23 protein-coding genes and 3 pseudogenes are annotated in these 26896 nt (G+C 65.3%); 12 read left to right on the top strand and 14 right to left on the bottom strand.

Going from position 1 to position 26896, the window contains the following annotated elements:
- The first annotated feature begins 124 nt into the window (after positions 1-124).
- From ACFMBG_RS21210 to ACFMBG_RS21200, 3 genes are all read left to right on the top strand, one after another.
- Complete coding sequence (locus ACFMBG_RS21210) at positions 125-2380, top strand: YjbH domain-containing protein (protein ID WP_421056666.1); 2256 nt, start codon at positions 125-127, stop codon at positions 2378-2380.
- Entirely contained in the window at positions 2377-3066 is a 690-nt protein-coding gene (locus tag ACFMBG_RS21205) for a YjbF family lipoprotein (protein ID WP_421056665.1), read from the top strand. The genes ACFMBG_RS21210 and ACFMBG_RS21205 overlap by 4 nt, the downstream gene beginning before the upstream one ends.
- 174 nt (positions 3067-3240) lie before the next feature.
- Positions 3241-3504 (top strand): hypothetical protein, encoded by a 264-nt coding sequence (locus ACFMBG_RS21200; protein WP_421056664.1) that lies wholly within the window; start codon positions 3241-3243, stop codon positions 3502-3504.
- Positions 3505-4309: 805 nt separating this feature from the next.
- Here ACFMBG_RS21200 and ACFMBG_RS21195 read toward each other — a convergent pair.
- Positions 4310-5425, bottom strand: coding sequence for a hypothetical protein (locus ACFMBG_RS21195; RefSeq protein ID WP_421056663.1), 1116 nt, complete (start codon positions 5423-5425; stop codon positions 4310-4312).
- Between the two features lie 198 nt (positions 5426-5623).
- On the opposite strand from ACFMBG_RS21195, the pseudogene ACFMBG_RS21190 reads away from it, so the two are divergent.
- Positions 5624-5974 (top strand): annotated as a pseudogene (locus tag ACFMBG_RS21190) (transposase); the annotation flags it as partial.
- Here ACFMBG_RS21190 and ACFMBG_RS21185 read toward each other — a convergent pair.
- The 4 genes and pseudogenes from ACFMBG_RS21185 to ACFMBG_RS21170 form a co-directional block, all read right to left on the bottom strand.
- On the bottom strand, positions 5915-6067 hold the full coding sequence (locus tag ACFMBG_RS21185; protein WP_421056668.1) for a hypothetical protein: 153 nt from the start codon (positions 6065-6067) through the stop codon (positions 5915-5917). The pseudogene ACFMBG_RS21190 and the gene ACFMBG_RS21185 overlap by 60 nt on opposite strands.
- Before the next feature lie 227 nt (positions 6068-6294).
- Positions 6295-6477, bottom strand: a complete 183-nt coding sequence (locus ACFMBG_RS21180) for a hypothetical protein (protein ID WP_421056662.1) — start codon at positions 6475-6477, stop codon at positions 6295-6297.
- 832 nt (positions 6478-7309) lie between these two features.
- Positions 7310-7582: pseudogene (locus tag ACFMBG_RS21175) on the bottom strand (ankyrin repeat domain-containing protein); the annotation flags it as partial.
- Between the two features lie 10 nt (positions 7583-7592).
- The gene (locus tag ACFMBG_RS21170) at positions 7593-8192 is read right to left on the bottom strand and encodes a hypothetical protein (protein WP_421056667.1); all 600 of its coding nucleotides are present in this window, start codon (positions 8190-8192) and stop codon (positions 7593-7595) included.
- On the opposite strand from ACFMBG_RS21170, the pseudogene ACFMBG_RS21165 reads away from it, so the two are divergent.
- Together ACFMBG_RS21165 and ACFMBG_RS21160 are read left to right on the top strand one after the other, a co-directional pair.
- A pseudogene (locus ACFMBG_RS21165) lies at positions 8169-8321 on the top strand (IS110 family transposase); the annotation flags it as partial. The gene ACFMBG_RS21170 and the pseudogene ACFMBG_RS21165 overlap by 24 nt on opposite strands.
- 116 nt (positions 8322-8437) lie before the next feature.
- On the top strand, positions 8438-9145 hold the full coding sequence (locus ACFMBG_RS21160; RefSeq protein WP_421056661.1) for a hypothetical protein: 708 nt from the start codon (positions 8438-8440) through the stop codon (positions 9143-9145).
- Between the two features lie 56 nt (positions 9146-9201).
- Here the strand turns inward: ACFMBG_RS21160 and ACFMBG_RS21155 are convergent, their stop codons facing one another.
- On the bottom strand, positions 9202-11355 hold the full coding sequence (locus ACFMBG_RS21155; RefSeq protein WP_421056660.1) for a hypothetical protein: 2154 nt from the start codon (positions 11353-11355) through the stop codon (positions 9202-9204).
- A 283-nt stretch (positions 11356-11638) separates the two neighbouring features.
- Here ACFMBG_RS21155 and ACFMBG_RS21150 point away from each other — a divergent pair, with 283 nt between their 5' ends.
- Positions 11639-12820: a DUF2793 domain-containing protein gene (locus ACFMBG_RS21150; protein WP_421056659.1), complete on the top strand. Its 1182-nt coding sequence runs from the start codon at positions 11639-11641 to the stop codon at positions 12818-12820.
- A gap of 30 nt (positions 12821-12850) precedes the next feature.
- Here ACFMBG_RS21150 and ACFMBG_RS21145 read toward each other — a convergent pair whose 3' ends face one another.
- From ACFMBG_RS21145 to ACFMBG_RS21135, 3 genes are read right to left on the bottom strand one after another with little or no spacing between them, the layout of a single operon-like run.
- Entirely contained in the window at positions 12851-13852 is a 1002-nt protein-coding gene (locus tag ACFMBG_RS21145; protein ID WP_421056658.1) for a glycosyltransferase family 2 protein, read from the bottom strand.
- Positions 13849-14832: a glycosyltransferase family A protein gene (locus ACFMBG_RS21140; protein ID WP_421056657.1), complete on the bottom strand. Its 984-nt coding sequence runs from the start codon at positions 14830-14832 to the stop codon at positions 13849-13851. Before ACFMBG_RS21140 ends, ACFMBG_RS21145 begins: the two co-directional genes overlap by 4 nt.
- An 8-nt stretch (positions 14833-14840) precedes the next feature.
- Positions 14841-15392, bottom strand: a complete 552-nt coding sequence (locus tag ACFMBG_RS21135) for a hypothetical protein (protein WP_421056656.1) — start codon at positions 15390-15392, stop codon at positions 14841-14843.
- Between the two features lie 178 nt (positions 15393-15570).
- Here ACFMBG_RS21135 and ACFMBG_RS21130 point away from each other — a divergent pair, with 178 nt between their 5' ends.
- Together ACFMBG_RS21130 and ACFMBG_RS21125 are read left to right on the top strand one after the other, a co-directional pair.
- Positions 15571-16593: a hypothetical protein gene (locus ACFMBG_RS21130; RefSeq protein ID WP_421056655.1), complete on the top strand. Its 1023-nt coding sequence runs from the start codon at positions 15571-15573 to the stop codon at positions 16591-16593.
- 16 nt (positions 16594-16609) lie between these two features.
- Complete coding sequence (locus tag ACFMBG_RS21125) at positions 16610-17662, top strand: hypothetical protein (RefSeq protein WP_421056654.1); 1053 nt, start codon at positions 16610-16612, stop codon at positions 17660-17662.
- An 11-nt stretch (positions 17663-17673) separates the two neighbouring features.
- Here ACFMBG_RS21125 and ACFMBG_RS21120 read toward each other — a convergent pair whose 3' ends face one another.
- Positions 17674-18336 (bottom strand): sulfotransferase family 2 domain-containing protein, encoded by a 663-nt coding sequence (locus ACFMBG_RS21120; RefSeq protein WP_421056653.1) that lies wholly within the window; start codon positions 18334-18336, stop codon positions 17674-17676.
- Between the two features lie 14 nt (positions 18337-18350).
- Positions 18351-19523, bottom strand: coding sequence for a UDP-galactopyranose mutase (gene glf, locus ACFMBG_RS21115; protein WP_421056652.1), 1173 nt, complete (start codon positions 19521-19523; stop codon positions 18351-18353).
- A 205-nt stretch (positions 19524-19728) separates the two neighbouring features.
- On the opposite strand from glf, the gene ACFMBG_RS21110 reads away from it, so the two are divergent.
- Both ACFMBG_RS21110 and ACFMBG_RS21105 read left to right on the top strand, forming a co-directional pair.
- On the top strand, positions 19729-21522 hold the full coding sequence (locus tag ACFMBG_RS21110; RefSeq protein ID WP_421056651.1) for a glycosyltransferase family protein: 1794 nt from the start codon (positions 19729-19731) through the stop codon (positions 21520-21522).
- A 75-nt stretch (positions 21523-21597) separates the two neighbouring features.
- Positions 21598-22626 (top strand): hypothetical protein, encoded by a 1029-nt coding sequence (locus tag ACFMBG_RS21105; RefSeq protein ID WP_421056650.1) that lies wholly within the window; start codon positions 21598-21600, stop codon positions 22624-22626.
- Positions 22627-22631: 5 nt separating this feature from the next.
- On the opposite strand, the gene ACFMBG_RS21100 is transcribed toward ACFMBG_RS21105, so the two are convergent.
- Entirely contained in the window at positions 22632-23285 is a 654-nt protein-coding gene (locus ACFMBG_RS21100) for an ABC transporter ATP-binding protein (RefSeq protein WP_421056649.1), read from the bottom strand.
- Between the two features lie 14 nt (positions 23286-23299).
- Positions 23300-24784: a KpsE/RkpR family capsule polysaccharide export protein gene (locus ACFMBG_RS21095; protein ID WP_421056648.1), complete on the bottom strand. Its 1485-nt coding sequence runs from the start codon at positions 24782-24784 to the stop codon at positions 23300-23302.
- A gap of 90 nt (positions 24785-24874) precedes the next feature.
- On the opposite strand from ACFMBG_RS21095, the gene ACFMBG_RS21090 reads away from it, so the two are divergent.
- Positions 24875-25690 carry an ABC transporter permease gene (locus ACFMBG_RS21090; RefSeq protein WP_421056647.1) on the top strand — a complete coding sequence of 272 codons (816 nt, stop codon included), beginning with the start codon at positions 24875-24877 and terminating at the stop codon, positions 25688-25690.
- 11 nt (positions 25691-25701) lie between these two features.
- Here the strand turns inward: ACFMBG_RS21090 and ACFMBG_RS21085 are convergent, their stop codons facing one another.
- The gene (locus ACFMBG_RS21085; protein ID WP_421056646.1) at positions 25702-26733 is read right to left on the bottom strand and encodes a glycosyltransferase; all 1032 of its coding nucleotides are present in this window, start codon (positions 26731-26733) and stop codon (positions 25702-25704) included.
- Between the last annotated feature and the right edge of the window lie 163 nt (positions 26734-26896).

Below are 26896 nucleotides of genomic sequence, written 5' to 3'. Positions count from 1 at the left end.
ACCGCCGCCGCCGGGCGCCGCGGCAATTGATCCGCCCCCGCCATCCATGCTCTAAGCGGGGCAGCAGGCGAGAAGGCCGGGACCGCGAGACCCGGCACAGGCAGTACCAAAAGGCAGGTTTCCCGTGACCGCGATCAAAACCCTTCTGCACAGCACCGTGCACAGGACCGCGCCTCTGGCCGCACATCTGGCCGCCCCGGCCGCGGCGCTGTGCCTGGCCGCCCAGCCGGGTTTGGCGCTGGGGCCGGAGACCCCCGGCGCCGGCCATGGCGCCGCGCCGGGCACCGAGGCGGCCGCGCCGCGGCTGAAGCCGCTGCCGCCGCCCAGCCTCACCTTCTACGGCAGCCCCGGCCTGATCGACATGCCAAGCGCCGAAATGCTGCCCGACGGCCAGTATGCGGTCACCTATTCCTGGTTCGGCGGCCAGAGCCGCTACAACCTCACCTTCCAGGCGCTGCCCTGGCTGTCCGCCTCCTTCCGCTACAACGGCATTCAGACCAACGGCGCGCAGATTGCCGGCTTTGACACCTATTACGACCGCGGCTTCGACGTGCGCGCCCGGCTGTGGCGCGAGCGGCGCTGGCTGCCGGAAGTCACCATGGGGCTGCAGGATTTTGCCGGCACCGGGATTTACGCGGCGGAGTATTTCGTCGCCACCAAGCGCTTCGAGGCCGCCGCCCTGGGCTGGGGCCGCGCGCCCGGCCGGCTGAAGGTCTCGGCGGGCCTGGGCTGGGGGCGGCTCGGCAGCCACGGCGCCATCGGCTCCATCGGCAGCCGCCCGTCCTTCGTGGCCGGCGACACCGGCGGCGAGCTGGCCACCGACCAGTGGTTCCGCGGCGATGTGGCGCCCTTTGCCGGCTTTGAATGGCAGCCCGATGAACGCTGGAGCCTGAAGGCGGAATATTCCACCGATGCCTATGAGCTGGAAACCGGGGCGCCCGACGTCTTCGAGCGCAAGTCCTCGTTCAACTACGGGGTGGAATACCAGTATTCCGAGCGGGTGCGCCTGGGCGCCTATTACCTCTACGGCTCGGAAATCGGCGTGACCGCGCAGATCCAGCTGAACCCGCAGCATCCGCCGACCCCGATGGCGGTGCCGGCGCCGCATCCCGTCATCCCGCGCTCGCAATGGGCGGCGGAAGACAGCCACTGGCGCCAGGACTGGGCCGCCAGCGAAACCAAAACCCGCAAGATCCGCGACCTCGCCGCCGAGGCGCTGAAGGCGGACGGGCTGGTGCTGGAGGCGATCACCTTCACCGGCACCGCCGCCGAGCTGCGCTACCGCAACAACCGCTACCGCTCGCAGAGCCAGGCGGCGGGCCGGGCGGCCCGCGCCCTGGCCCGGACGCTGCCGCCCTCGGTGGAGACCTTCCGCCTGGTGCCGGTGCGCCGCGGCACCGGGCTGGCGGCCATCGAGCTGCGGCGCTCCGACCTGGAGGCGCTGGAGTTCGATCCGGAGGCTTCGGACGCGCTGTTTGCCGCCGCCGGGGTGCAGGATGCCGGGCCGCTGCCGGAAGAGGCGATCTTCTCGGGCGAGCTGTACCCGGCCTTTGCCACCTCCATCAGCCCCTATACCGCGCCGGCCTATTTCGACCCGGAGCAGCCGTTCCGGCTCGATGCCGGGCTCGATTTTGCCGCCTCTTACGCGCCGGCGCCGGGCTGGCGCATTGCCGGCACCATCCGCCAGCGCATCTGGGGCAACGTGAAGAACGGCCGCGCCTCCAACTCGGTGCTGCCGCATGTGCGCACCGACCAGGTGGAATACGCCCAGTTCGGCACCACCCTGGAAGACCTCTACGTCAGCCGCCTGTGGAAGCCCGGCCGCAACCTCTATGCCCGCGCCACCGCCGGCCTGTTCGAGAGCATGTACGGCGGCATTTCCGGCGAGCTGCTGTGGAAGCCGGTGAACAGCCGCCTCGGCCTGGGCGCGGATCTCAACTATGTGGTGCAGCGCGATTTCGACCAGCGGTTCGGCTTCCGCGACTACAAGACCTTCACCGGCCATGCCTCGGCCTATCTCGAGCTCGGCAAGGACTACCAGCTGCAGCTGGATGCGGGCCGCTACCTGGCGGGCGATTACGGCGGCACCGTCAGCCTCAACCGCGAGTTCAGCAACGGCTTCCTGGTCGGCGGCTTCTTCACCCTCACCAATGTCTCGGCCGAGGACTTCGGCGAGGGCTCCTTTGACAAGGGCATCCGCTTCCGCATCCCGGTGGACTGGATGCTGGGCAAACCGTCGCGCTCGGGCTTCGGCCTGGTCATCCGCCCGACCCAGCGCGACGGCGGCCAGAAGGTGGCGGTGCCGGACCGGCTCTACGGGCCGGTGCGCGAGGCCCACCGCAAGAGCCTGGAAGAACAGCGCGCGAGGTTCTGGGAATGAGCATGATCCGGATGACGGCGGCCGCCCTGGCCGCGGCGCTGCTGCTGGCAGGCTGCAGCCGGGGGCCGGAAAAGACCCCGGCAGAGCTGGAGGTGGTGCAGGCGGTGACAGATCTGATCAGCCGCCGCCGCAATCCGCCGCCGCCCGCGGCCGAGCTGAGCCGGGCGCTGCTGGACCGGCAGACCCAGGCCTATATCGAGGTCACCATCGAGAACCGCGGCGCCAAGGCCTATCTGACCCGCAGCCTCAGCCGCCGCGACGGCAGCCCCGGGCAGGTCGAGGTCTGGCGCACCCTGGACAATGTCTCGGTTGCCCTGCGCAACGGCATGGTGATCGCCACCCGCGGCCTCGGCGGCGGGCTCTTGTCGGCGCAGGTGCCGGCCGCGGACGGGGTGGCGGGCCCGGCGCATGGCGGCGCCCGCCGCTATACCGTGCGCGCCGCAGGCAACGGCCAGGCGGTTGTCAGCATGGCCTGCAGCCTGCAGGACCTGGGCCCGGCGCCGGTGGAGATCGTCGAAATCACCCATCCTGCCCGCCATCTGCAGGAGCGCTGCGAAGGCAGCGGCGGGCAGGTGGTCAACGATTACTGGGTTGATTCCCGCCCCGGCCGCACTCAGGTCTGGCAGTCGCGGCAATGGGCCGGGCCGGAGACGGGTTATGTGAAAATCCGCCAGCTGCGGCTCTGAGGCGGCGCCTTTTTCCGTCCGGGTCCCGCGGCTTTGCGGCAACGGGCAGGAAAAATCCGCGATGCAAACCGGATTTCAAGAGTTTTGCAGCTATTCCATGCGTTGAAATGAAAACCCGCCTCCCATAAGGTCGCCTCAACGCACCTTTCCACAGTTCTCCAAAGGAGTTTGAAAATGAAAAATCTTCTGACTGCCCTGACCCTGGCCGCACTGGCTTCGGCCACCGCCGTGTCCGCTCAGCAGGCGCCGGCCCCCGGCGCGGAAACCGGTGCCGGCGCTGGCGCTGGCACCGGCGGCATGGGCATGGGCATGGGCATGGCCGGCGGCCTGAGCGCCGGCGCCATCGCTGGCGTGGTTGCAGGCCTGGTTGTGATCGGCGTGGTTGCCAACGACGACGACGAAGTCAGCACCACCACCACCACCACCACCACCAACTGATCCGGCGCCGGGGCCTTACGTCCAGCCCTAGGAACAGAAACCGCAAAACGGGCCTGCGGGGCCCGTTTTTTCATGTGCGCCGCTTCCCCGTTGCCACTGCTGGCTCAAAACAGTTGCGGCGTTTTACGCTCTCTCTTTTCTGAACGCTTCAAACAGCGGCCGCAGCACGGTTACGCCTTTCCCCCGCACGGATCACATCCGCCTGCGCCGCGGCGCAGGCCAACCGGAGAGCCGCCCCCGCTCCGTATCCGTGCCATCGCGTGCCACAAGCTTGGCAAGCCGTGCCATTGCCGGGGCATGGTCTGGCCTGCAGCCGTGCCATGCTACTGTAAAATGTTGATTTTGCCGGAAAAACAAGGTTCCGACACTGAAACCGCGCTTGCACCTCAATTTTCCGAATGAAGTCAGTGCCTTGCGCTGTTTTGCAGCTTGCTGCGTGAGGTGTGGTACAAATCTGAGGCCCCCGGGCCGAAACCGGCGTTCTAAGACCCCCGGTAAGCCATTCAGCAGACTGGCCTTCCCGCCTGCGGAACGCGCCGCGGCGGCGCTGTCTCTTCCTGAATTATGCTGCTTCCCGGCTTTTCCTGGCCGCTTCCCGGGAAACTGCGCGGAATTTTTCCTGAAGCAGAAAAGGAAGACAGCCATGCGCACATCCGTTCTGAACACGGGCGGCAGAACCCGGGAACAGACACTCGGCCGCGCCGATGCGGTTTTCCTTCCTCAAACCCGCAAACTGGCCCACGCGCTGCTTGCTGGCAGGCCACACTGTCCTGCCCGCTAGCCCTGCGGTTTGCCGCAAGAGCTGTCAATGATCCTGGAGTTCGCGCATCATCTCACGAAGTCTTGGCAATTTCGGATGCTTCTCCAATACGGCTTCGCCCAGTCTCAGGTTGATTTCAGGGAGGTGGCGGCCGGTGGCCAATGCGAATGTCTTCATGGCTTCATATTTGCCCATCTCGCCGGTTGCCAGAACCAATGCCAAGTTCTGAGTAAGCACCTGAATAGCCCGCTCGCTTAAATGGGTATTTTGCGCAGACAGCATCCACTCATAGTAGCGGAGATAGGACTTCCGCTCGCGTACCATTTTGTAAAACATCGCGCTATCAGGGACCTCCCCTCCGACGACGTCATCCACGAACCATTTTAAAACACCTAAATGGTGCATGTGCTCCGCCACCTTGTGCCCGACACCCGGCACCCGGTAGAATCGTGGAGAAGGGTGGTTGCTGCAAAACCGTTTCACATGAGCGGCGTCAAAATGGAAAAGCGGGTCCGCAACAATATAAAGGCTTTCAAATCTCCCCGCCTGTTCCGCTGCATCAGAATAGGAACCGCTCCAGTCTTGTTGAGCAGCTTCCCGGAAACGAGGCTCAAAGGGAACCAAATCCGGGTGAAGAGTGGAAATCGGATTCAAGAGCAGGCAGGTATCACAGTCAAGTTCTGCTGCAAACGCACCCGCCGCGTAGCCCCCCATCGAACCTCCATAGCCAACACGCCGTGAGAAAGACAGGCCCCGCAGTTCCTTCTTCGCGGCCTCAAGAATTTCCAGAAATGAAGATCTCCTGTACCATGCCTGCCGGTCGCTCTCCAACAATCCAACAACGTTGAAGCCTTTGTTCGCCCAATAGGGAAACCCCCAGCAGCGGCGCTCCTCGAACGGTGCAGCCGTAAACATGTTGTCGAAAACAACAACCAGCGGCCCGTCATTCTGAATCAGAAAATCTGCGGCATATTCGGAATTCTCAATCCGCCGGATCGCACTGCTTTTCAAAGAATACCCCTTCAGTTCAATAAACTTCCGGGCACAAGCAGCAGGCCTGAAGATTAAAGGCCGGACCAGCCCCTGCGCCACATCCAAATTAGCGCCGCACTCCCCGGAAGCGGCTCGCTCCATTGCGGCGCACGCTACTTCATGATCCATTCGCGCACAAGATTTTGGTGTCCGTCTGCAAGTCGGTTCCGTGTCCTTCGTTGCAGCTGGCTGCACCGCGAATTTCGCCTCGGATTTCTCCGCGTTGCCTGCCTAGCATATTACGGGAAATTTCTCATCTCCAGCGGCGGATTCACAAATGAAGTGCAAATTCTGCACGAATACAGTGGCTTGCATGGAGGCTGTTGAATGGGCCGCCGCTACCCCCACCTGAGTTTGGAAGAACGCCGGAAGATTGCCAAGTGGCGTGAAGCCAAAATGCCTGTACCGGAGATCGCGGATCGGCTCGGCCGCGCACCGTCTACGGTCTACCGGGAACTCAAGCGTAATTTCTTTGATGATAAGGAACTGCCTGAGCTGAACGACTACCATGCTGTGGCCGCCCAGGACATGTGCGAGCGGCGGCGCGCGGTCCACCGGAAGATGATCGCCCACCCGGAACTGAAGGCGGCGGTCGAAGACCGTCTCAAAGTCGGATGGTCACCGGAGCAGATCGCCGGCCGGATGCGGCTCGAGCGTCATCCGGTCCGGGTGAGCCACGCGCCGTGCCTCGGTTCCCCGCGTGACCTTGTTCGGGTTCCCGTGCTTGGCGGTCTTGGCGGGCTTGGAAACCTTCACCATGACCTCCGTCATGCCTTTGGCCACCCGCGCCAGGCGTGCCTTGTCAGCCGCAGAAATCGTCTGGCCGCCTCTGGAAGACAACGGCGCCCTGCGGCCTGCTTGCTCGCCCGGCTTTGCCTGCTAAAGGTCCGTGTCCTTGCCCGTATCGGCGTCAAAATAGCCAGACGCTGCATGACGCACCATGCAGCCTCTCCGGGGCGGTCAGCAATCCTGAAACCCATAGGTGTCCTTGAAGTCGCTCAATCAAGAAGCTCCTCTTCCTCAAGACCCAGCTGAAACGCCAGCCGCCCCCGGGCGAAGTCACGCACCTGCTGACGCAGCTCCGCCACCTCACCGCGCGGCTGCTCCACTTGATTTCTCGTTGGCGCGCAGCTGCCCCCGGTGAAGACCCCGCGGTTCATCGCATAAGCGATCTGGTTCACGTTCGTGGCCAAACCGTGGATATGCCGCAGCCCTGACATAAAACGGCGGCGGCGGTCGCGTGCCGTCGGCTGAGGGGCTGCGCGGTCAGAATATTTGCCGCCCAGGTAGCCAGGTAGACGGTGTGACCCCGGCTCGCGCTGCTTCCTCCGACAGCGTGTCACGGGCATCAGAAGCAAGACGAACCGTGACCTTGCCTTCGCGGCGGGACCGCGAGGACGCCTGCGGGGGCTCTGCCGGGCCCTCCTCCTCTCCTAGAACGATATCGATCAGCTGACCCAAAAATGCCGAAACGGTTTACCCCTTGGCTGCGGCCGAAGTCTCAAGTTTGGCGTGCCGCTTAAGGGGCAAATAGGTCTTCGCTTGTTTCTTATGGGTCGGCATTTCAGCCTAATAGTAGTCTACTTGCTGGCGCTATGCCTATCCTGCAATAGCCCCATAAGAAAGCGGATTGTGGTCCCGGACCACAGTTGCGCTGCCCCCCTGAAAACGGCAGGCTGAACCTCACCGCCCTTGAGGGCGGTGAGGTGCTTCGGACGAGAGCCCATCCACCGGCCGCTTTCTCGAAAGAAATGTGGTCCGGGCCACGCGCTTGGCGCCGAGCATGCGGCGGGATTGCCAGCCCTCTTCACTCCGGCAGGCAGACGCCTTCCAAAATTTTCAGCCAAGCCATTGGTAAAAAAATTCCGGGAACCCAGAACCCGGCGGGATCCGAAAATGTGGTCCGGGACCACATCCCGCAGAATCGCCTCTGCCACGAAACACTGAACCTCAGCGTCCCTTTGCGGAACCGCAGCAGGAAAAGGCCGGTGGCCGTGAAAGGCGAGAACACAGTCAGGGTATCACCCCGCTTCTGCTTTCCGCAGGTCGCGGCTTTTTCAAAACCGGCGATGCTGCGCGCAAGCGGACATAGGCTCCGCATGCAGCGAGCAACAGGCCCGACCCAAGCCGGATCTTGCTTCGCGGAACGGATGTACTGTGCTGGCCATAGGCTGCCGCCAGAAGCAGAGTAGCGCCCAAATCGTCCTGCGCGTCCACTTCCATGCCGAGTGCCAGCCATTCCACCAGGTCTGCGTGGCCCGCCTCAGCTGCATAATAGAGCGCCGTTCGCCCACCTTCACTGCGCGCAGAACTCGGCCGATGGCTGCGGCAGCCTGAGTGCGTCGCGCATGGTGCGGGTCTCCCGGACGCCTAGAAGATCCGGCATTTCCATTCCCCCATTTTCGGCGCTCGTCTTGAAGGCCTCTTGAAGTACCGCGTCAATCTGAGGGGCGGAGAATACCCCTTCGATCCTGCCTACCACGATAAGCTGGTCCTCATCCGTCTGCAGAATTACGGTCGCCGGATAGCGAAAGACTTTCAATGCCTCGCCCAACTGGTCGCCGCCCTCATCTTCGCCGCGAAAGGTCTGAGCAAACTGCAGGAAACCAGCATAGCGCGCGATTTCCGGGCAGTTGAGCTTTTGAAGCATTGTCAGGCAGAAGCCGCATTGCTGGGCCGTAAACAGGAGCAGCGTCGGCTCGTGCTCTTCCAGTGCCTTTGTATAGGCCTGAAAAGCCCTGTTTGTGTTCCACTGGATCTGCAGGCGCAGGATTTCGGGCGCATCGTCGTCCGGGACAACGGCGGCCGGAGAAACGGCCTCCTGAGCGGCGAGAGAAAGCTGTACATACTTCAGGGCTTGCCCACAAAGATTCAGGATATTGCTTGGAAAGCGCAATCGCGGCTGACGGCACGCTATCGTAGGCTGAACCAGCGCGGCAAACGAAAAACGGCAATCACTACCGCCATCGCACGCGAACTGTCAGCGTTCATGTGGGATATCGCGCGGCGCACCATGCCAGCGTAAAGAGGCAAACATCCCCACCAATATACGCTAAATCACCTTAATGGCTTGGAGGAACGGGCCGCGTGGCGTGCTCAATTCATTGACAAAAGACATCAGAGAGGTTCTCCGATCACACCTTGAGTGAATGCCAGCACCTCTCGACGTCCGTTCCGCAAACGAACGGCAATCGGACAGGCTTTTTCGGGTGTTTTCATTTCGCCAGATATCAACGCGCAACTTGGACTTTTTCGTCAGCATTCGCTGCGCGGCGCACTTTCGCCCTCTTCATAGCCAAGATGCGCGGTCAGCTCTCCAAGCGCAAATTCTGCGGCCTTTTGCAGCTTTTTGAGCTCGACATCACCGTCGGCAAAACCGCCGGCCTGACTGGCCTCCACCACGATACGGTGCTTGCGATTTACCGGCTGCTGCGGCAGCGGATGGCGGAACTGGCCGTGACCGGCTGCCCGTTCCGCGGCCAGGATAACCCGCGCAAGGTGCCGGTCTCCGGCCCCTCGAACGGGCGGGCGCGTGAAACTGTCGGCGGAGGTTGTCACGACGGTTTCCGCAGCTACGGCGGACTGGCTGAAGCCAGCTTCGCGCGCCGCCACAAGATCAACGGATACTGGGAGCGCAAGCATCCCGTCTACGCCGGGAGCGGGGTTCATATCAACGGCATCGGGAGTTTCTGGAGCTATATGAATCGCCGCCGCGCCAGGTTCAACGGGCCGCGGAGATCAAGCTTTCTTGCCTTCCTCAAAGAGGCCGAATTCCGCTTCAGCACGCGCGGTCAGGACCTCTATCGCATCCTGCTCACCTCGTGCAGAATGAATCCGCTCAGACACTGAGTTGCGGTGGTCCTTATGCTAAATACTCATGGGCGCCTGCCAGTACCTATGACAGCTCAGAAAAGAAAGTCCGCCGCATCCAGCTGGCTTGGCAGCACCCCGTCCAGGACCAGCTGTCCGCCCCCTGTGCCGATTAAAGTGCCGCTGTCCAGGCGGCTGATCTCCAAATCCTGAACCCCCTCCGCCAGCCCGTTCAGGCGGATCAGGTCACTGCCCGGGGAGAACCCGCCGATGGTATCGCGGCCATGCGCGGCGGCAAAAACAAAGACATCCGCCCCTGCTCCCCCCCACAGCCAGTCATCCCCGCTGCCGCCCTCCAGCCAGTCATGGCCGTTTTCCCCTGCAAGCCGGTCATCGCCGCCGCCGCCATACAAGGAGTCGTTGCCGCCGCCGCCCCACAGCCGGTCCTGCCCCGCGCCACCTTCCAGCACATCCGCGCCGTAGCCGCCCCACAGCCGGTCGTAGCCGCCGCCGCCCGCCAGGCTGTCACGGCCACTGCCGCCCTTCAGCGCATCGCCGCTGCTGCCGCCTTCCAGCGTGTCATGGCCATCGCCGCCCCAAAGCATGTCGCGGCCGCCCCGGCCCTCCAGCCGGTCGCGGCCGCCGAGCCCGTAGATCTCGTCGGCGGCGGCGGTGCCCGCGATCCGGTCGTTGCGGGCGCTGCCCCAGAAGCCGCCGCCGGGCAGGGTCACGCCGGGGGCCTGCCGCTCCGGGAAGGCAAACTGCAGGGACGGGCCGAACACCTCCTCCAGCTCCATCCGGCCGCCGCCCTCCTGCACCAGCAGGATCCGGGTCTCCCCAGCCGCGATCTCGATGCCGAAGCTGCGGCCGCGGGTGTCCAGCTGGGCGGTGCTGCGCAGGTCCTCGAACAGCGACAGGTCGAGCCGGTCCTCGCCGGGGGTGAAGCCGCGCACCGTCACCCCTTCGGCCGCCGGGTTGATGACAAAGACATCGGCGCCGCTGCCGCCGTCCAGTTCGCCGCCGCCGGCGCCTGCCACCAGCACGTCGTCGCCGGCCCCGCCAAAGATGCCGGCGCTGCTCCACCCGCCGTCCAGCACGTCATTGCCGGCGCTGCCGTCCAGCCGCTGCGCGCCCGCCGCCGCCAGCCGCACATCGCCCAGGTCCGCCAGCGGCAGGGTGAACTGGCTGATGCCGCCTGTCGCGCCGGAGGCGGCAAAGACCTGCAGCGCGCCGCCCGCAACCGCCGCTTTCAGCGCGGTCACGTTCTGCAGCCCCTGCCCGGGCATATGCTCCAGGCTCTGCAGGTGGATCAGCCCGGCGTCCGGCGCCAGGGTGAACAGGCTCAGGCCGCCGTCATTGCCTGCCGCCAGCACCAAGAGATGGCCGCCGGCCTCCACCACCTCCAGCGCCGCGACGCCGCCAAAGCGGGTCAGCGCGGTGTCCATCAGCTGGGCCTCGAACCGCAGCGCCCCGTCCGCCGCCACCTGCACCAGGGTGAGCGAGCTGCTGCCCGCGGCGCCGATCAGCGCCCAGGCCTTGCCGCCGGCCTCAAAGCTTTCCAGCGCGGTGATGCCGGAGACGGACAGCCCCTGCGCCGCGCCCAGATCATCTGCCGGGGTCAAGGCGCCGGTGGCGGCATCGGCGCGGTAGCTGTGCAGCCCTTGCGCATCCGCCGCCAGCAGCACCGGGCCGCCCGGCGCCTGCACCGTGGCCAAGAGCGCCGCCGGATCCAGCCGGTATTCGCTGCTGCTGCCCGCGGCGGCGGCGGTGCCCTGCACACCGCCCGCCGCATCCAGCTGCCAGCCCTGCAGCGCGCCGCTGGCGGCCCCCACCGCGTAAAACGCCGATTTGCCATCCGCCAGCTCCAGCAGCGCCACCGCGCCAAAGCCGCCCGCATCCGCGCCTGCCAGCGCGTCGCGCTGCTGGCCGCCCAGGCTGCCATCGCCCGACAGCTCATAATAGGTCAGCGCACCCTGGCTGGTCTGGCCCTGCACCAGCCGCACCGCGCCGCCCGCCTCGGCCAGCTGGAACGGGCCGGTGCGCAAGCCGGCCTGGCCATGCAGCTGCTGGCCCGCCAGCTGCGGCAGGCTGCCATCGCCGGACAGCTGCCAGCGGCTGATGCCGCCGTTCAGGCCGGTGATGGCATAAAGCGTGGCCTGGCCGTCCTGCACCGCGATTTCCAGATCGCGCAGATCGGTGCCGAAAATCAGGTCCTCCGTGCCGAACCGTCCGGTGAATGCCAGTGCCATATCCTGCTCCTTTGCGCTTGCGGCCCGGGGCAGACCCTGACCGGGCCGCCTGGCGCAAAACGGGAAGCAAAACGGGCGAAATCAGGGGCATTGTTTACAGATTGACGACAATTGCGCGAACAGGCCGGGAACGGGGCGAGAACAGGTGCCCCCGCGGGCAGCCTGCCTGCGCCCTGCCCGCGGCCGTTGCGCCCCCGGCGCACGCCCCGTTAGCGCCCGCTTGACCCGGCTCTGGCAGTCTGGCGCGGATCCCGTTTCCCGCCACTGCCGGAGCCCCTGTTCCATGACCCAGACCTCGCCGATCCTTGCCCTGCCCTATCTGATGCCCTCCCAGGCGCAGAAACATGTGACCCACAACGAGGCGCTGCAGCGCCTGGACGCGCTGGTGCAGCTCAGTGTCGAGGGCTTCGATGCCGCCACGCCGCCCGCCAGCCCGGCCCCGGGCGAGACCCATGCGCTGGGGGCGGCGCCGCAGGCGGCCTGGGCCGGCCATGCAGCTGAGATCGCGGTCTGGCAGGGCGAGGGCTGGCTGTTCCTCGCCCCCCTGCCTGGCTGGCGCGCCTGGAGCCTGGCGGATGCGGAGCTGCGGGTCTGGGACGGCAGCGCCTGGATCCTGCCGCCTGCCGCAACCCAGAACCTGGCCCGGGTCGGGGTGGGCACCGCGGCGGATGCCGCCAACCCGCTGGCGGTGGCCGGCCCGGCGACGCTGCTGACCCATGCCGGCAGCGGCCATCAGCTCAAGGTGAACAAGGCCGCCAGCAGCGACACCGCCTCCCTGCTGTTCCAGTCGGGTTGGAGCGGCCGCGCCGAGATGGGGCTGGCGGGCAATGACGATTTCTCGGTGAAACTCTCCGCCGATGGCAGCAGCTGGAGCACCGCGCTGGCCTTGACGCCAAACGGGCGGGCCGGTCTCGGCACCGCCAGCCCGGCGGCGCATCTGGAGATCCTCGGCGGCAGCGGCGACTACCTGCTGGCCGGCAGCGGCAGCGCCGATTTCCGGCTCGGGGCGGACGGCAACGGCAGCTGCTCCGGCGCCTGGTCCGGCGGCGGCGCCGATTACGCGGAGTGGTTCGAATGGGCCGACGGAAACCCGGACGCCGAGGACCGCCGCGGCCTCTCCGTGGTGCTGGAAGGCGCCAAAATCCGCCCGGCGCAGCCCGGCGAGCTGCCCATCGGCGTGATCAGCGCCAGCCCGGCGGTGGTGGGCGACGGCGACCTGGGGGAATGGAAACAGCGCTGGCTGCGCGACGCTTACGGGGCGCTGCTGCGCGATGCGCAGGGAAAGCCGCAGGAGAACCCCGCCTATGACCCGTCACGGCCTTATGTGCCGCGCGCCAAACGCCCGGAATGGGCGCTGGCGGGGCTTCTGGGCAAGCTCAGGCTGCGCAGGGGCCAGCCCGCGGCGCCGGGCTGGATCCGGATGCGCGAGGTGCCGCCGCAGCTGGAGGAATGGCTGGTCAGGTGAGGCGGGGCGGGCGGCTTGCACCGTCCCGCCTCAGCCTGGCACCGCCTGCAGGAACCCCATCCGATCGCCCAGCCGGGCGGCCGTCAGCAGGCGCACCCCGGCCAGGTCGCGCGGCTTCTGTGCCATCAGGGTCCAGAAGGTCTCTTCCGGATAGGCTGCCAGCGCCTCCGACGCCAGAGAGAACAGACGGTTCAGCGCCTCGGCCGGCACATGGCGGCTGCACCACAGCACATGGTCGGCCAGCCAGTGGAAATAGCGCTCTTCCAGATCCCCGGCCCGGCCGGTCCGCTCCAGCATCGCACGGATGGTTTCGGCATGCTCAAAGATCTGCAGCGGCTTCACGCCCATTGCGGTGACCGTCTGCCCCTCGCGGGCCATCCGGTGCACATGGGTAACCGGCTCAAAGAAGCTGAAGCTCTCCGCCCGCACCGAGGTTTCCCAGTGGAACGGGTTGTCCTCGAAGAAATACGGCCCCACAGGGAAGCGGATATTGTGCCGTTCCAGAAAATCGCGCCGGTAGATCTTGCGCCAGGGGAACGGTGCCATCTGCAACAGCAGCTGCCGCCGCTCCTCCAGCCCGCGGGCCTGATGCAGCCGGTCCCACAGATGCGCTTCTGGATAGGAGGTGTAATTACCGCTGTTGTTCCAGTATTCCTGACAGCCGCAGACGATGAAATCAGTCCCGGCGGCCTGCAGCTTCCGCACGGCACCGGCCAGGTTGTCCGGCAGCACCCAGTCATCGCCGTCGGCGAAGACCACGATATCACCGGTGGCCCGGTCCATCCCGGCATTGGCCGCGCAAGCCACCCCGCCGATGGTGTTCTGGGCGAAATAGACCGGCACATAAGACACCCGCTCCGGTGGCGCTGCCGCCCCGATGGCATCGGCAACCTGCCGGGTGGCATCGGTGGAGCCGTCATCCACCACGATCAATTCGAGGTCCTCAAACCCGGCATCGATCACCGACTGCATCGCAGTGGCGATGAAGGGCTCCACATTATAGGTGGTGATAATTGCGCTGATCCGACTCATGATGCGCCCTTGCCCGGCTTTTCGCCTTTCAGCCCGACCGGGCGCCCGATCTGACTCTCCGCCCAGAATCTTTCGGCCGCTTCCGCATATGTGCGGCCCCATTTCCGAACCCCGGCATCGCCGCCCTCGCACAGGCTGCGGCTCATCCAGTTGAACAGGTCGTTGCAGAAGGCCGCGAAGACCGGCTGCAGCCGACCGCCCTGGCGGTGCGCCAGCAGCTCTGTCTCCAGTTTGGCCAGTTCCTCAAACACCCCCATGCGCTTTTCTCCCACATACTGGGTGGCGCGGCCGCCTTCGGGAACCTCCCAATGGGTGATCAGCGGCGGCGCCCAATAGAGCACCCCGAACATCCGGCAGCGCAGGAAGCTCTGCCAGTGCGGGGTGATGTCCTCATGCATGCGCAGATCCGGGAAGCGGATGCCCGCGTCCTGCAGAAAACCGCGGCGGTAGAGCTTGTTCCAGGGGAAATTCACCGTCCCCATGGCGCCGCTGCGGTCCTGCGGCCGGAACCGCTGCACCGGAAAGCTGGCCTCCGGGCCGCGGCTGAAAAACGTCCGGTCGACCCCGTGCATCTCATAGGTGAACCGCTGTTCCGGATCACGGCTCAGGTGGTATTTGAACAGCACGAAATCTGTTTCGCCGCCCAGCGGCGCCAGCCGCATCACATCAAAGAAACAAGGCGCCAGCAGATCGTCGGCATCCAGGAACATCACCCGCTCCTCTTCGGCCAGGGAGATGCCGTGGTTGCGCGCCGCTGCCGGGCCGCCATTCGCTGCCATCCGGTGGTAGGTGACGCGGATGTTCTCCGGCAGCGCCGCCGCCGCCACCACCGCTTCGGTGGCATCCTGCGAACAATCGTCGACAATCACCAGCTGCACCCGCGCGCTGCAGGCCGCGAAATAGCGGAAATGCCGCTCCAGCCCCGCCGCATCGTTATAGGCGGGGATGATGAAACTATAGCCGTAAGGGTCCTGTGCCATGGCCGCGCTCAGATCAGCAGCGCTTCGGCGCTGTGCAGGGTCACATCGAAACTGCAGCCCTCGAAGAAATAGAGCACCTCGGCGCCATGGGCGGCGGCGGCCAGTTCCGCATCCACCCGGATAAACACCAGATCCTCCTGGCGGGCACCGGTCAGCACCACCAGATCGCGGGCAAAGACATCCCGGAAACCATCGTCCAGATGGTAGCGCAGGCAGACCCGGAACCGGCCCGGCCCGCGGCTGGAGCATACCATCAGCTGGCCAAGATAACGGCACTGGCGCAGCACCGCCATATCAAGCCCGTAGGACAGCGAGAACCAGGGGCTTTCGCCCCTGCGCAGCAGCTGCAGCCGCAGCCCTGCCTCCCCGGATTCCGGCCCGGCCGCCACCTCGACCCCGGCGCGCGGCTGGTAATCCATCCAGATCCCCGGCGCCAGCGCATGGCGCGGCTCTGGCGTGCGCACCGCCTCAACCGCCCCGGGCAGAGCCGCCAGACGGGCATTTTCCGCATTGAATGAAGGCTGCCCGCCGCCGCCCGGTTCCGTCTCAGTTTCTGCCATCTGTCCATCCCTGCTGTACTCTGCTGCCGGGCATAATACAGCACCGCCGGCGCTTCAAGGATTGTGCCTCTGGCGGCCCCTCCCCTAGCGGCTCTGGACCTGTGCTGCGCAGTGCACTAACACTGGCGCCGGCGCCGTTCCGGCAACCCGCAGCGTATCACTTCATCAGGTGCTTTCTTTGAAACAGCTCTTTCTCCACATCGGCTTCAACAAGACCGGCTCCACCAGCATCCAGACGGATCTCGTCCGGAACGCCGCCGTGCTGGAGCGCGCGGGCTATCTGTACCCGGGGCGGCCCTCCGACAGCTACATGCAGGACACCCAGCACAGCCCGCTGGCCGCTGCCTTGCCCGAGCGCCGGCTGAATTGGCTGCGCCCGCCCAAGAAAGCCCGGCTCGGCCAGGCGCTATCGGATCTGCTTGAGGCAATCAGCCGCAGCCCCGCGCCGAATGTCATCCTGTCCTCCGAAGCCTTTGGCGGCCTCGACATGACCCGCGAGCATGTGCAGCGGATCCGCGGCAAGCTGGCGGATTTCGACATCACCGCCGTGGCCTATATCCGCCGCCAGGACACGTATTTCCTGTCCACCTATCAGGAAAGCATTAAAAACGGCGCTACCCACCCGTTCGAATTCAGCAATTTCCGCAAGAACCGCCAGCTGGGCTTCAGCCGCCGGCTGGAGCCCTGGCGGCACGTGCTGGGCAACGATCGTGTCATCGTGCGCCCGTTCGACAAGGCTTTCTGGCCGCAGCAGGAGCTGTTCTTCGATTTTCTCACCGCCATCGGCGCCCCGCTCAGCGGTATCACCCCGCTAAAGAATCCCGCCAACGAAAGCTTCGACTACCGCTCGGTGGAGGTGATGCGGCTGCTCAACATATCGCTGAAGGAACTTTTGCCCGGCCTCACGGCGCCCAAGCAGACAGCCGTCCGCCGCAACGTGCTGCGCAGCCTGCGCGCGCTGGAGGCGGAGCTGCCGGACCGCGGCAAGATGCAGCTTTCCTCTGAACAGGCGGAACAGCTGCGCCAGTTCTTCCGCGAAGACAATCAGGCCAGCCTGGCAGGGACCGGCGTGGAGGCCGACGCCTTCTTCCCGGCAAGCACTTCCAGCACCCCGCCTCGCCTTGCCAAGGACACGCCGGACCAGAAGCTGCTGCTGAAGATCATCGCGACCTTGGCGGTGAACGCCAATCCCACCGCCTAACCTCCCGGAGTACCCAATGCCCGCCAAGCTTGTTTTCCATACCGGCAGTTTCAAAAGCGGCAGCACCGCAATCCAGTCGGCGCTCGCGCACAAGGCCTGCAAATGCAGCAGCCTCAAGATCTTCTACCCTGGACTGGGGCCCAAGGAAGGAGCAGAAAAGCGGCGGGGCCAGCACGGCCCGCTGGCAGATACACTGCATCCCGGCCAGGAGGCCCACGGCCAGCGCCACGCCCGCTTTTCCCGGGTGGCGGCGCATATCGAAGCGGCCGGGGCCGATGTGAATGTGATCTCCGCCGAAAAGTTCGAATATGTTGATCCCCGCGCCCTGGAGCAGGCGGTGAATGAATTCCTGCCAGGGTACCGGGATGCCCTGCAGATCGTCTTTTATGTCCGCCCCCATGCAGAGCGGCTGCTGTCCGACTACGCCGAGCGGGTCAAGCATGGCAACTTCGGCGGCAGCCTGGAAGATCTGCACGCCCATACCAAGGCGCTGTCTCAACTGCGCCAGCGCAGCTATTTCTATCACCCCCGGCTGATGGAATGGCGCGCCGTCTTCGGCGAGCGGTTCACAGTCCGCCCGATGATCCGCTCCCAGCTGTTTCAGGCCGACGCGGTAGCGGATTTCTTCAACGTGATCCTGGATGGTGCGCCGTTTGAGCTCAGCACGCCGCCGCAAAGCAACCGCTCGCCCTCGCTGGAAGATCTTGCCGTGGTCAAGGCCTTTCATCAGAGTGCTTCCGCCCGGGCCCTCCCGCCGCGCCAGCGGGAGCGAACCGGTGTTGTCCTGATCCGCAGCCTCACTGCGCTGAACAGCCTGCCGGGCACCCGGCTTGCGCTGCACCGGAGCCTGGCCGAGGATGCCGCACGCACCTACCGTGCCGACGCCGAGGCCCTGGACCGCGACTTCTTCGGCGGCCCGCTGATGCAGGAGGCGCTGGAGCGGGCGGTGGACACCGCCGCCGCCGAGCCGCAACCGGCCGAGCCGGCACAGGTTCTGGATGCCGCGCAAATGCGCCAGGTCTCAGCTTGGGCGGAGACCCTGGCAGAGATCCTTCCCCGCGCCAGCTAAGCCCGGTGGCGTCACATCCGGAGGTAGCCGAAACTTTCGAAATCGCGGGCGTAGAAAGCGTTCAGCGCGGCGATGGCCTCTGCCCCGAGCCGCTCCGCCTCATAGCCCTGCGCAGCAAAGCCGCCGGTGCGGTTGGCTTCGGCCATTTCCGGCAGCCAGCGGGCCACCGGCGAGGCAGCCAGGTCCTGCGGCGCCTCCAGCCGCAGCACCTCATCCGCCCAGCGGCGGCCGTCGAGATTGGCAAAATGCACCTGCGGCCGGAAATGCACCAGCTTGTGGTCGTTCTCCACCGGATGCCGCTTCAGTTCCGTCAGCGCAAAGGAGGCCGCCACCCGGTAGAACGCCTCCGGGTCCGCCAGCACCGCATTGCGCATGTAAGCCGTGCCTAGCTTCAGATGCTGCGAAATGGCCGAGAGATAGCGCTGATAGGGGTCGCGCACGAAGGTGAACTTCACATAGTCCTGCACCCCGGCAAAGGCCTTGGGGAAGAAGCGGCGCATCTGGAACGGGGTGACATGGGCCAAGTCCAGCACCTTGCCCTCCTTGTTCACCGGTTTCCAGTCGAAGAAGAAGTTATCGCGCGTGTCATATTTCAGCAGCGCATTGTGGCAGCTCATGCCGCCGCATTTCGGATTGTGGATAAAAACGAATTTTTCGCTGTCCGATACGATCATGCCTTACACCCGGATCACAGCGGCTGGCTGAAAAACGCAGGCACCGCCCCGCCGCTTTCCCGGCACGCCAGGAAGCCGCGGACGGCATCCAGCGCCTCGCGGATGGTCACATCCATGTCGAGATAGCGGTAGGTCGCCAGGCGGCCGACAAAGGTGACGCCCGCGGTCTCTTCGGCCAGCTTGACGTAATCGGCCAGGAGCGCCTTCTCCTTCACCTGGCGGATCGGGTAGTAGGGGATGTCGCCGGGCTCCGCCAGGCGGGAGAACTCGCGGTAGAGCACCGAGCCCTCATGCTCTTCCCAGGGCGCGAAATGCTTGTGCTCGGTGATGCGGGTGTAAGGCACCTCTTCCTCGCCGTAGTTCATCACCGCGCAGCCCTGGTAGTCGCCCTGGTGGGTGAAGCGCTCGAAATCCAGGGTGCGGTAGCCGAGGCGGCCCAGCTCATAGCCGAAATAGCCGTCCAGCGGCCCGGAATAGAACACGTGGTCATACCCCTCGCCCATCTCCGGGGTGAATTCGGTCTCCAGCTTCACGGTGATGTTCTCATGATCGAGGATCTTCTCGATCATCGGCGTGTAGCCGTTTTCCGGCATCCCCTGGAACTTGTGGAAGAAATAGTTGTCGTCGTAGTTGAAGCGCACCGGCAGCCGCTTGAGGATCGAGGCGGGCAGCTCGGAAGGGTGCATGCCCCACTGCTTGATGGTGTAGCCTTTGAAAAACGCCTCATAGAGATCCTTGCCGACAAAGCGCATCGCCTGCTCTTCGAAGGTCTCCGGGTTTTCGATCGAGGTGTCGGCCTGCTCGCCCGTGATGAAATCATGCGCCTCTTCGGGGCGCATCACCTTGCGGAAGAACTGGTTGATGGTGTGCAGGTTCACCGGCAGCGAGAACACCTCCTGCTCGCCCGTGAGCCCGCGGGTGGTGGATTTCACCCGGTTCTTGTAGGGCTTGAAACTCTCGAAGCTGTTGACGTAGTTCCACACTTCCTCGTCATCGGTGTGGAAGATATGCGGCCCGTAGACATGCACCATGACGCCGGTCTCCGCGTCGCGCTCGGTGTGGCAGTTGCCGCCGGTGTGGCTCCGGCTGTCGATCACGGTGATCTCATGGCCCGCTTCGGCCAGATGCCGCCCGATCACGGCGCCTGAAAGGCCGGCGCCCACCATCAGAAATTTACCTGCCGCCATCTGTCCGTTCCTCCGTTGCCGGTTGCAGCCTGCCTTAAACGGGAAAACCCGCCTGTGTGCAACTGCTGAGCCGCTGCCGCCCCGGGGGCGGGCCGGGAAGGCGGGAATTTGTGACTGGAATTGCCCCCTCTGATCATGCAAAACCCGGGCCAAACCATCCGGCAGCCTCCCGCCGGACCCGGCGGCAAAAAGGTTCAGTGCACATATGATCACCCTGCAGAATGTCATTACTCCGGAACCGGAAATCTGTACCGAACACTCTCTGTATTACCATGTGCAGGGGGCAGCCGGGTTTTCCCAGAGCAGCGGCGACTTTTCCATACCGCGCAGTTCAAGGCTTTGCTTCGACACTTATTTCAATCTATTCAATCTTGGCATCTGGACGGCGGCCTGCGATCTGCAGTCGCTTTATGCCGAAGTCACCGGCCGCGGCCGCGCCGAGGTGCGGGTAATACATGCCCGCTCCGGGCGCTCCTGGGAGGTGGTCTATTGCGAAGTGACCGAACTCAGCCCCGAATCCCCTCACCTGGCCGATCTTTCCGCCCTCCCGGCGGCGGGGCTGGACGGGCTTCTGTACCTGGAAATCCTGTCTCTGGATGATCTGGTGACAGTCGAGAGCGCCCGGTTTGCCACCACGGCACTGCCGCAGGCACTGCCGCGGCTGGCCGTCTCGATCACGACCTTCCGGCGCGAGGCCGAAGTACAGGGCACGGTGGCGCGGCTGCAGGCCTTCCTCGACGGCTTTGCCTTTGCCGACCGGGTCCATGTGCAGGTGGTCGACAACGGCCAGAGCGCAGACATCCCCCCTTCGTCCCATGTCACGCTCTATCCCAATCCCAACCTGGGCGGCGCCGGCGGCTTTGCCCGCGGCCTGCTGGAGGCCCAGGACGGCGGCTTCAGCCATTGCCTGTTCATGGATGACGACGCCTCCTTCCATATGGAAAACATCCTGCGCGCCTATATGCTGCTGGCCCTGGCGCGCGACCCCAAGACCGCGCTAGCGGGCGCCATGATCAACAACACCCACAAATGGCGGATGTGGGAAAACGGCGCCTGGTTCGACGGCGCCTGCCGGCCACTCTTCAACGGCACCGACCTGCGCGACCCCGGTGCCGTGCGGGAGATGGAATTTGCCGCGGCCGGCGAGCAGCCCGCCACCCTCTATGGCGGCTGGTGGTTTTTTGCCTTTCCGGTGGCCGAGGTGCGCCACCACCCGTTCCCCTTCTTCGTGCGCGGCGATGACATCAGCTTCTCGCTGGCCAACGGCTTCCGCATCTTCACCCTGAACGGGGTAGTCTCCTTCCAGGATGATTTCACCGAGAAGGAAAACCCGCAGACCCTGTATCTGGATCTGCGCAACCACCTGATCCATCACCTGGTGTTCGACCAGCTTGACCGCAGCCCGCTGGGCACCGCGAAAATCGCGCTGCGCTTTATGATGCGCTCTCTGCTGCGCTGCAAATACGAAAGCGCCGAGGCGCAATTGCTGGCCTGGCAGGACGTGATGCAGGGGCCGCAGTTCTTTGACGAGAACATCGACATGTCGGCCCGGCGCGCCGATATCAAGGCGCTGATCCGCGACGAGGCCTGGAAGGATGCCGCCAGCCAGCCGGCACCGGGACCGCGCCGTTTCAGCCGCCTGCCGCGGCGCCTGCGCCATTATCTTGGCCTGCTCAGCCTCAATGGCCACCTAGTGCCGTTCTGGGCGCGGTTCGGCGACCGCATGCAGCTGGACATCGGCGGCCGCGGCCTGGTGTTCCCGGCCTTTGGCGGCGCCCGGCTCACCTATCTCAGCACCGATGGCAGCAAGGGCTATACCGTGCACCACTCCAAGCGCCGCTTCTTCAGCCTGGCCTGGCGGATGGCCAAGACGCTGCAGGCTTTCTGCAGCAGCTATCCGCAGCTGCGAACCGCCTACCGCCAAGGCTATGGCAAGATGACCGCCCGGCCCTACTGGGAAAAGACCCTGAACCGCCTTGAAGACCGCAAGGCCGCGTGATCCGGCCCGTCCGGAACAGGTGAACACCACCGCCCTGGCGCCCGGTGCCAGGGCGGTGCAAGACTAGGACCCCCCATGAGACTTGTCTGCCATATCGGCACCCCTAAAACCGCCTCCACTTTTCTGCAGAACAGCTTTGCCGCCAATGCCGGCTGGCTGCAGCAGCAGGGCGTTCTCTATCCCGACCTGCTCTCGCGCGACGCCAACCACATCACGCTGTTTTATGCCGCGCAGGAAGGCCTGCATGACTTCTCCCGCGACCACGGGCTGAAGTCGCGCGCTGACGTGCTGAAATTCCGGGGCCGGCTCAAGGACCAGCTCGCCAGCCAGGCCGCAAAGGCGCCGGACGGCACCCATACGATGCTGATCTCCTCGGAAAACCTGACAGGCAACCTGGTCCGCCCGCAGGAAATCGCCAATCTGCGGGAGATCTTCGGCGATCTGTTCAGCGAGATCCGGATCGTTGCCTACCTGCGCCGTCAGGATGATGCGCTGCTGAGCATGTACGGGGAGTACATGCGCCGCGGCTTCAACAACATGCGCTTTACCGAGTTTCTGCAGGCCTGCATGAGCCCCAAAAGCCCCGCTCCCTATCTCTATTACCGCCGCCTGCTTGGCTGGTGGATCGACGCTTTCGGCAAGGAGGCGCTGGATGTGCGCCTTTACGACCGCGCCCGTCTGGCCGGCGGCGATATTCTGCAGGATTTCATGACCATCCTGTTCGAGACCCCGCTGCCCGGCCTGCAGGATCTGTCCCGCTCGCCGCAGGACAATACAGGCCTGTCCGCCCCCGCGCTGGAGTTCCTGCGCCAGATGCAGCCGCATCTGCCCAACCGCAAGAACGGTGCCGTCAACCCCCGGCGGCGGCAGCTGCAGCCGCGCATCGACAGCCTGCCCGCCAGCCCGCGGCCGCGGCTCTACAAGAAACAGTCCGAACGGATCATGGCGCATTTCGCCCCAGCTAATGCCTGGCTGGGACGGGTGTTTTTCCCCGATGCGGACGGGCCTGTCTTCCCGGACCGGGATCAGGACAGCGACAAGGGCAACATCGGCAAGCTCAGCCTTGAGCAGTTCGCGGCCTTCAGCGCGCATCTTCTGGACTGACGGCGCTACGCCATCTGCTTCTGATGCAGGGCGATGGCCTCGTCCAGATCATCAAAATACTGCACCCGGCCGTGCTCCAGCACCAGGCCGGAATCGCAGTATTCGCGCAGCTGCGCCATCGAGTGGTTGACCATGATGGCACCGGAGTCGCGCATCCGGGCGGCAAACACCGCCTGGCTCTTGCGCCGGAAGGCGGCATCGCCCACCGCGGTCACCTCATCGACCAGATAGGTGTCGAAGCGGATCCCCATCGAGGCGCCGAAGGTGAGCCGTGAGCGCATCCCCGAGGAGTAGCTGCGCACCGGCATGTGGAAGAACTTGCCCAGTTCGGAAAACTCTTCGACAAATTTCACCAGCGCGGTGGTATCGGCGCCGTAGATGCGAGCGATGAAGCGGACATTTTCCGCCCCGGTCAGGTCGCCATGAAATGACCCGCCCAGCCCCACCGGCCAGGAGATGGTGCCATCGGAGACCACCCGGCCGCTGTCCGGCCGCATGGTGCCTGCGATGATCTGCAGGAGCGTCGACTTGCCCGCGCCATTGCGGCCCAGCAGCGCCAGCGAGCGCCCGGTGGGCAGGGTCAGGTTCAGATCGTCGATGACAATCTTGCGCTCGCCCTTGAGCCAGAAGCTCTTGGTCAGGTTCTCGAACCGGATCATCGCCCTGCCGCCCCTCAGCTGCGGTCGCGGATCGAATAGTAGATCAGCGTCAGGATCGCCCAGCCGAGCAGCAGGAACAGCCCGGCCAGCGCCGTCAGTACGAAGCGCTGCGGGTATTCCGCCTCCTCGGCCAGCGTCGGGATGATATAGGTGGCCAGATAACGGCTTTGGCGAGCGGCGTCATCGCGGGCCGCCTCCAGCGCCGTCAGCGCCGCGCGGTAGGTTTCCTCGGCAAATTCCCGGTCCACCGTCAGGCGTTCATATTCCGAGATCAGCGACGGGTAATCCTCGCCCACCGCGCCGGTGTCGGTATTATCCGAGGTGAAGGTCTGGCGCTCGATATCGATGCGGTCGCGGATCACATCAATACGCTGCAGTGCCTTCTTCAGCCGCACGTCGCCCGCAGGCACGGTGCCGGCCAGCAGGTCGTATTCGATCAGCGCCTCGGCCAGCTGCTGCTGCAGGTTGTTCATCACCCCCATGCGGCCCTGGATGTCGGCTTCCGGGTCGACGATGCGGGTGCGGGTGCGGAACCGGGTCAGCGCCTCGCGTGCCAGCTTCAACCGTTCCAGCGCCTCCGCCAGATCGGCCTCGGCATAGCGCATCGCATCGGCCCGGGCCTGCTCGTTGAGCGCATTGATCCGGATCTGGCTTTCCTCGACAATGGCGCGGGTGATGGCCTGCGCCATCTGCGGATCGAAGGCGGTCACCTGCACCTCGATCAGCCCCGAACCGCTGTCATAGGCGATGCGGGCGATGCGCTGCCAGAACCAGGCCATATCCTCGGCAGAGGCATCGGGCCAGATCGAAAAGGCCCAATCGCGCGGCCAGTAGCGGCTGTAATGCGCCCTGAGTCCGGCCCGGGCCTCCACCGCCGCCATCATCTCCTGGCTCTGGATGAATTCATAAAGAATGTCGCTGTCCGAGGCGGTGCTGGTGCCGGTGAAATTGGCCAGCCCGCCCAGCAGCTCGCTGGCGCCGGTGCTGTCCTGGCTGCGCACGGTGAAGCCGGCGGTCGAGACATACTGGTCCTCAGCGATGGCAAACAAGTAGAGAGCGACCGCTGCCAGCGGCGCCAGCACCAACAGGAAGAAACTGGTGATCACCCCCCAGTGGCGGCGCTGCATCTGCGCCTGCGGCACCACCGGCCAGGCCTTGGCCTGCATTGCAGCGAGCTCTTCCTTGGCCTGCTTCGCCTCTGCCCGGGCAGCCTCAGCCTGCCCCCGCAGCTGCTGCAACTGCTGCATGTGCGGCAGCGGCGCCGCGCCAGGCCCCGCTTGGGCCGGCGCACCGGCCGCAGCGGGGCCTGGCGCGGCGGCTTGGCCCGCCCGGGGTTTGCCGCTATGCTGGCCGCCGGATTTCCCGCCAGGCTTACCGCCGGGTGACACCTGCAGATGCAGCCGCGGCGCCGGTTTGCCGCTGGCCGGCGCGTTGGCTGCAGCCCCTTGCTGCGGCCCTCCGGCGCCGCCGGTCTTTGCCGCCCCGCTGTCTTTCGTCATTGCCTGCCTGTCCCGGTCATCTGCTGTTTGAATTCGCCTGTGCTTTCTTTCATAGTACGGCCTGCACTGCCATAGCCACAATGGGTTTTCATGACTGCCCTCTTTCCCCTTCCTGCCCGGGCTGCCCACCGCCCCCGCCGGCGGTTCGCCACGCTGCGCACCATCACGGCGCTGGTTCTGCGCGAAATGTCCACCAGCTACGGACGCACCCCCGGCGGCTATCTCTGGGCGGTTCTGGAGCCGCTGGCGGCGATCCTGTTCCTGTCGATCGGGTTTTCGCTGGTGATGCGCTCACCGTCGCTGGGCACCAGCTTCCTGCTGTTCTATGCTACCGGCTACCTGCCCTTCAACCTCTACCTGACCGTTTCCAACACGGTGGCGCGGGCGATCAACTTCTCCCGCCCGCTGCTGCGCTTTCCCGCGGTGACCTGGGCCGATGCGCTGCTGGCCCGCTTCCTCTTGAACAGCCTCACCAGCATCTTGGTCACCCTGCTGCTGACTGCCGGTATCCTGGCTGTGGTCGATGCCCATGCGATGCTGAATCTGCCGCGTATCCTGGCCGCCCTTGGACTGGCCATGATACTGGCCATGGGGGTGGGCACCCTGAACTGTGTGCTGATGGGTATCTATCCCCTGTGGGAGGTGATCTGGTCGATCATCACCCGGCCGCTGTTCCTGGCCTCAGCGGTGATCTATCTCTACGAGGAACTGCCGCCGCTGGCGCAGGACATCCTATGGTACAATCCGCTGGTGCATATCACCGGCCTGATGCGCACTGGTTTCTTCCCCACCTATACCGCCGCCTACGTCAGCCCCGCCTATGTGATTGGCGCCAGCCTGGTGCTGACGGCGCTGGGGGTGGTGCTGATGGGGCGCTACCACCGGGATATTCTGAACAGCCGCTGAGGCGGCCGGGCTCAGTCCCCGCCCTGCCCCGCCGCCAGCGCCATCACCTGGGCATGGCTGCGGCGGGTGTCACGGCGCAGCCCATCGCGCACCGCATGGCGCCAGAGCCGCAGATAGGCGGCGCGCTCATCTGCGCCATAGCGTCCGGCCGTCAGCCGCCACTTCACCGCCACCACCAGCAGCAGCGGCCAGAACAGGAGGCCGCCCGCCGCCGCCCGGTACATCATCAGCCCGTTGCGGTACGCGTAATAGACTTTCCACAAGGGCGAAAACACCCGCTGGCGGTCATTGTGGAAAGTGGAGCAGTCATGCTCAAAGGGCAGAGCAGGATCGAACAGGATCTTTTCGCCGCGCCGCCGCAGCCCCAGAGTGTAGATCACGTCATCGCCATAGAGGAACAGCCCCGGGTCCGGGTACCCCGCCGCCGCCACCATCCGGTGCGGCAGGAACAGCCCGACAAAGGACGTCAGATCGATCGGCCGCGGCGCCTCCGCCTCATAATCGCTGTAGGGAATATGATAGCCGTCGCGCGCCTTCATCAGCGTGCGCAGGAAGACGCCAGGGTTCCAGAACGGGTTCACCGAGGGGCGGTTCATCTCGCAGATCCGGCCGTCGGGGAAATAGACTGCTGCCGCCAACGCGGTATCCAGCGGCCGCGGCCGGGCATGGAAAGCCGCCAAGGTGCCGGGGGTGGGGCGGGCATCGTCATCCATTACCACCAGCCAGTCCGGATCATGCGCCTCCATGGCCCGGCGCATGCCCATCTCGAAGCCGCCGGCGCCGCCGCGGTTGGTGGCGCTGGTGCAGATATCCAGCCGCGGATCCTCCTGCGCCGCCAGCCACTCTGCAGTGCCGTCGCTGGAGGCATTGTCGGCCACCACCACCGCCGCCAGCTCCTGGCCCGGGCTTTCCAGGAGACGCGCCAGCGTCACCTTCAGCTTGTCCAGCCGGTTGTGGGTCACCACTACCGCCACCAGCCGCCCCGCCCCTGCCGCGGGGCTGGAGGCCGGGTTTTCCGTGCTGGATGCCTGTGCCGTGCTCACCGCCGGGTGCTCCTTGCCTGTCCTGTGAATCCTGTTCCGCATGTGCGGCCCCGAAAACTCATAAATCCCCGGTGCTGTCAAATCCTTTACGGCGGCGGCGGACTGGCGCTGCCGGTTTCCGCCGCGCCGGAATTAGGTCCGGACCGGACCAAATGTTTCGCGC

Source organism: Leisingera coralii, from assembly GCF_049056525.1.
Classification (GTDB): domain Bacteria; phylum Pseudomonadota; class Alphaproteobacteria; order Rhodobacterales; family Rhodobacteraceae; genus Leisingera; species Leisingera coralii.
Note: the sequence above shows the minus strand (reverse complement) of the source record. Positions and strands in the feature narration are given on the sequence as shown.